Origin of the sequence: Bifidobacterium jacchi (assembly GCF_009078285.1) — a bacterium.
Classification (GTDB): domain Bacteria; phylum Actinomycetota; class Actinomycetes; order Actinomycetales; family Bifidobacteriaceae; genus Bifidobacterium; species Bifidobacterium jacchi.
In genome coordinates this window covers 58,801-63,228 of record NZ_RQSP01000005.1, presented here as the reverse complement: position 1 = coordinate 63,228, position 4,428 = coordinate 58,801, and the positions used below count along the sequence as shown (strand labels likewise).

Annotated in this window: 2 protein-coding genes and 1 tRNA gene; all 3 read right to left on the bottom strand. The window is 62.2% G+C overall.

From position 1 onward, the window contains the following. Nucleotides 1–530: 530 nt before the first annotated feature. Nucleotides 531–615: transfer RNA gene (locus EHS19_RS02685), tRNA-Ser, on the bottom strand. Nucleotides 616–970: 355 nt separating this feature from the next. Next, the gene (locus EHS19_RS02680) at nt 971–1,771 is read right to left on the bottom strand and encodes a transglutaminase family protein (RefSeq protein ID WP_151916266.1); all 801 of its coding nucleotides are present in this window, start codon (nt 1,769–1,771) and stop codon (nt 971–973) included. Nucleotides 1,772–2,065: 294 nt separating this feature from the next. Further along, a complete protein-coding gene (locus tag EHS19_RS02675) occupies nt 2,066–4,258 on the bottom strand; it encodes a circularly permuted type 2 ATP-grasp protein (protein ID WP_151916265.1) in 2,193 nt (730 codons plus the stop codon). Nucleotides 4,259–4,428: the final 170 nt, after the last annotated feature.

Below are 4,428 nucleotides of genomic sequence, written 5' to 3'. Positions count from 1 at the left end.
GCCTTGAGTTCGTAAAATCTTTGCGCTAACAGGTCTCGTAGCGCAAGGATTTCTCGGAAAGACCCCTGAGTTCGTAAAATCTTTGCGCTAAGCCCCGTCCCAGCGCAAAGATTTTACGAAGTGCCCCCTGTTTCCGAGAAATCCTTGCGCTAAGACACTTGCGCTAAGCACACCTTGCGCTAAGCAGTACCTAAGCAGTACCTAAGCAGTACCTAAGCAGCGTCCCTCTCTGGTGTCCACCATCTCACCCACGAAAACAGCAGAAGCCCCCCAAATCATTGCAATTCCGCCGTTTTGCAATGACGCAGCACGACGACTGAGCATCGCACCAGATCGCAGCTTGTCACGCGACGCAGTTTTACCCGTTTTTTGCATCGCGTGACAGACGAGTCCAGACGGGTCCTGACTAGCACAGACTAGCACAGACCGGTTCAGCACCTCGCAGCCAAGGATTATGCACAAGGGTTATGCAGCAAGGGGTTTATGGAAAAACAAAAAGGGTTTCAGGCCGAAGCCTGAAACCCTGAAGGCGGATAGGGCGAGATTCGAACTCGCGGAGGGGTTAGCCTCACACGCTTTCGAGGCGTGCTCCTTAGACCGCTCGGACACCTATCCATACGTTACGTCAGACGCAACCTCTCTATCATATGTCACTCATCCAAATACGCAAATCAACGGCGTTTCGGCGTGGCGCAATGCAAGCACACGCCGCCGCACCGCTACCAACCGCAGTCACACCGCAACACCGCAGCCGCACAGCAGCCCAACCACAGCACACGCCGCAGCACCGCAACCAGCCCCATTCAGCCACAGCACCGGCAGTAAATCACCACAGCGCAATGCAAGAACAGCAGCCCCCGCCGCACCGCGCCGCCACCTGCCACACAGCAACCGCAGCCGCCAAACCGAACCACGCAGCAACCGCCACAGCAAGCCGCCGCCGCAACCGCACCTTCAGCATCCAGCCGCCTCACAGCCGCTGCTCGTGCACCGAGGCGTTGACCCACTGCGACTGCTGCACATTCACGCCCGAAAAGATGCCGATATCGAGCATGCAGTCGCGATAGTCCCGCCCGTGCGCGATCGTGATGTAGTCGTCGTCGACCATACGATTGTGCGTGGGATCAAGCCCGATCCAACGATTGTTGTGATAGATCTCCACCCAGGCGTGCGTGGCGCCCTCGCCGCCAAGCAGTCCGGCGATATAGCGGGCGGTCAGCCCAAGGTGGCGACACACCGCCAACATCACATGCGCATAGTCCTGGCACACGCCCTTGCGCTGCTCCAGCGCCTGCTCGGCTGACGTGCGAATCGTGGTGGAACCGGGCGTATAGACGAACGCCTTGTACACCTCATCCATGATCTCGCGCGCCTTGTCGATCGGGGTCGCGTCGGCGGCAAGCGCGGCAAGCCGCCTTCCGCACACCTCGATCATCGCCTCGATCGCCGGTCCGGGAATCGTCAACGCCGAATTGAACCGATACAGCGGCTTGTAGATCTCCGATTTGATATGCGCGTTGTCCACGAAAGCAATGCCGGTGACCGAATAGCTGAACACATCATGCGGCTCGGGAATGAACCCGGTCATGACCACCGAATCGAACGAATCGATGGTCGTCTCCAATTCCGTGTGCGGCTCCAGCTTCACTTCGACGTCCACCACCTGCTGCCGCGGACCGGTCGCAGGAATGCAACGCAGCTGAAAGCGGTGATCGGTCACGGGCGAGCTGAACGTCAGCTTCATCTCGTAGTCAAACACCAGTTTCTTCATGATGATGCGGCTCCTCACACGAACGAATCAGGCGGATCTTCCATGCCCGCAGCTACGGCCAGTCACGCGCCCGGTCATGCGCCCAGACCAGACACCCGACCACGACTCCATCTTAGGATATCGCATCGCCGGTCGCGCCGCAGCCGCCGCCGAGCCGGCCGCGCCGCAGCCTTCGGATTTCGCGCTCACTTTCCAACGAGGCACAGCGGCAGCCAACCGTGAACAGCGGCAGCCAACCAACCGCGCACACCGCCACAGCACAGCCGGCGCGCACCGCGCATCGCGCATCACGCATCACGGCCGGCGCGCGTCCATGTTCATCGCGGCGAACGTCGACGGATCCTTGATATCGCCGGGAATCACCCGCTTGCCGAAGTCGCGCAGAAACGTCTGCAGCCGCTCCGTCACCTGCGCATAGCCGCGCGCCGGCAGCTGGCCGAGCAGCCAGCTGATGCCGGACGAGAAGCACTGCGGCAACGGCATGCCGTCGAGCAGATGCGCATACGTCTCCAGCTTGATCAGCGGCGCGGCCAGCTCGTCGGCGGGCAGACGGAACCGCGTGTACAGATCGACGCGTTCGAGATACTTGCCGATGAAGACGAACGCCTTGAGCGTCGAATCGGCGGTCGAGTTCTCGATGCCGCCCCAGAACGCGAGCATGTCGTCGGCGATGTCGCGCTGCGCGTAGATGTCGTCGGCGCTGGCCGCCCGCTCCGCCGCATTGGTGATGTTGGTGACCGCCAGTTCGACGTACTGCAGCAGTCGCGACGACAGTTCCGGACGCAGCACGACCGCGTTGTTGAACGCCGCGACGATGGCGCTGCGCACCGAATCGGGATTCGCGCCGTCGTAGAGGAACGAGTGGATGAACTCGTCGAAGTCCTCGAAATCCTCGGGCAGGTCGAGCGCGCGGGCGAACGGACGGAATGCATCCACATCCGTGTCCATCACGCGGTCATAGAACGGGAAGAACTGCACGAGCGTGGTGAACGCGCGCTCGGTGTAGCGGCCGAGCCAGTAGAGATTGTCGGCCTTCGACGCGGTGACCAGCGACAACGCATGCTGACGGGAGTGCGGGATGAGATTCACCGACGCGACCGACTCGTCGCGCTGCACCGTCTTCTCCTTCGCCTTCTCGGCATCGGCAGGGGCGAGCACCCACGTATCCTTGAATCCGCCGCCCTGCGACGAGTTGACGATCATCTGCCCGGGCACCGACGAATAGCGGGTCAGTCCCGAATACCACACATGCGTGTTCTGCCCGGTCACCACGAACGCGCGCAGATCGCATTTGCGCGGGCTCGCCTTGCCGGTGGCCGGATCGATCACGTCGATGTCACGGAACTGGATGACCTCCTGCGCGATGAACCGCCGCGGCTCGGCCTTGATGCGATCAGCCAGCTCGGCGCGACCGGCCGCGTCGAGCGACGAGCCGAACACCACGCCGTATCCGCCCGCTTCGGCGACATCCTTGATGACCAGTTCGCCGAGCCGATCAAGCACGACGCGCCGATCCGCCTCGAACATCGGCATATAGGTGGGCGCATTGTGCAGGATCGGCTCCTCGCCGAGATAGTACTTGATCATCTGCGGCACGAAATAGTAGATCGCCTTGTCGTCGGCGGCCCCGTTGCCGGGCGCGTTGATGATCGCCACATTGCCGGCGCGGTAGGCGGACAGTATTCCCGGCACGCCGATCACCGAATCGGGGTTGAACGCGAACGGATCGAGATACTCGTCCGACAGTCGGCGATACACCGCGCCGACGCGATGCCGGCTGCCGGCATAGTCGAGGAAGCACAGCTTGTTGTCGACGACTTCGAGATCCTCGGGGAATGCGAGCGCCGCGCCGGTCTTCTCGGCCAGATACGCGTGCTCGAAGAACGCGGAGTTGTATCGGCCGGGCGTGAGCACCACGGCGATGCCCTCGGTGGAGACGAAGTCCATCGCCTTGCGCAGCAGTCGCGGATAGTCGCGGTTGTCGCGCACGCGCACTTCGCGGAACAGCTTGGGATTGGTGCGGCGTTCGATGTCGCGCGCGAACAGCGGATAGCTGGCGCCGGAGGGGATGCGCAGGTTGTCCTCCAGCACCCACCAGCGCCCGTCCTCGCCCTGCACGAGATCCTCGCCGGCGATGTGCGCGAAGATGCCGCCGGGTGGCGTCACGCCGTTGACCTGCGGGAAGTAGCCGGCGGACGTGTACACGTATTCCTCGGGGATGATGCCGTCGTGGATGATGCGCTTGTCGGAGTAGACATCCTTGAGATAGGCGTTGAGCGCGTTGACCCGCTGCTTCAGTCCGGCTTCGAGCTGGTCGAATTCGTCGGATTCGATGATGCGCGGAATCGGATCGTAGGGGAACAGCCGGTCGTGGTATTCGCCGTTTTTGTAGACGCCGAACCGCACGCCGTTGCGGCTGAGCTCGCGGTTGATGGCTTCACGCCGGTTGACCAGCTCACCCGCCAGATTGATTGCCGATTCGACCATGTCGCACTCCTTCGCCGCGTCTGCTGCTGGCTTGCGTTCCGTTCGGCGCGCGCTGACGCTCAAGACGGAACGTCCTGATATCTAGCGTAGCGTATCCAAGCGCGATTACGGGACGTGGGCGATCATGTTACGGCTGTGTGTTGCGCTGCTGTTGTGCTGGGCTGGGCTGG

Excerpts from the sequence above, each read along its gene's own strand:
- EHS19_RS02680 (WP_151916266.1), bottom strand. The coding sequence starts at position 1,771 with ATGAAGAAACTGGTGTTTGACTACGAGATGAAGCTGACGTTCAGCTCG.
- EHS19_RS02675 (WP_151916265.1), bottom strand. The coding sequence starts at position 4,258 with ATGGTCGAATCGGCAATCAATCTGGCGGGTGAGCTGGTCAACCGGCGT.